This is a genomic window from Quyinboa sediminis (genome assembly GCF_042219855.1).
In the GTDB taxonomy this organism is placed as follows: domain Bacteria; phylum Bacteroidota; class Bacteroidia; order Bacteroidales; family UBA5342; genus JBHJHP01.
Map to the genome: position 1 here is coordinate 1 of NZ_JBHJHP010000037.1, position 832 is coordinate 832.

Sequence of the window (832 nt, forward strand, 5' to 3'; positions counted from 1 at the left end):
AACGTTCCCGCGGTATGGTGTCGTGGCAGTTTCTGTCCGATAGGATAGGAACTGTCAGGACGAAAGGAGCTGACTGCGAACGTTGAATTATTTGGTTTAAAAGTACTGCCATGCACTATTACCGTGTGTTAGGCCAAGTTGTTTTTTATTTTAATTTTCTCTAACTCATTAATTATCATTGTCTTTTCACCATCTTTAAGTCTGGCATAATAAATATTCATATAACTTTTAGATGTTTCCAATTCGATTTTATCAATTAAGAAATTAATCGTTTTTACATCTCTTATTTTTAGCGAGTCATAGCCTAATTTAGTTATATGTTTCTCAGTTTTTAGGATATAATATTCCATTGTATTCATTATAGCAGAAATAATCCAAATTACTCCAAGTGTTAGTCTGAATACCAATAAGTTTAAATCTTTAATTTCTGCAAATCCTAATAAAATACTAACAATTCCTAATCCGATGAAAAACCAAAAAATTGGTTTCTGTCTTGTTTTATCTCCATAAACCTTAAGTGTCCCTGTCAGTAAATGTAATCTGAATATAGAATCTCCAAGGGAGAAGATTATTATTGTAAAACCTATAATTAATATTGATTCTATAATTTCATAATGGATATTTTTAGATTGGTATGAGTGATAATATAATCCAATCAAAGCTAAAAGTAATATTATCCATGCCAACCAATAAAAGAGTCTAGTCTGATTTAATTTTGAGAATTTCATTTTATTGTAATCTATTCGTCTCCAATTTGGCCTAACGTTCCCGCGGTATGGTGTCGTGCGGTTGACTGTCCCACGAAGTGGAGACTGTCAAGCCGAAAACGACG

General features: G+C 32.2%; 1 protein-coding gene. It reads right to left on the minus strand.

The window, feature by feature from the left end; translation table 11 throughout:
• Positions 1-128 precede the first annotated feature (128 nt).
• Positions 129-728, minus strand: a complete 600-nt coding sequence (locus ACE1EF_RS20065; RefSeq protein ID WP_375722497.1) for a hypothetical protein — start codon at positions 726-728, stop codon at positions 129-131.
• Positions 729-832 lie beyond the last annotated feature (104 nt).

Coding starts and splice junctions, on each gene's coding strand:
- ACE1EF_RS20065 (WP_375722497.1), bottom strand. CDS start 728: ATGAAATTCTCAAAATTAAATCAGACTAGACTCTTTTATTGGTTGGCA.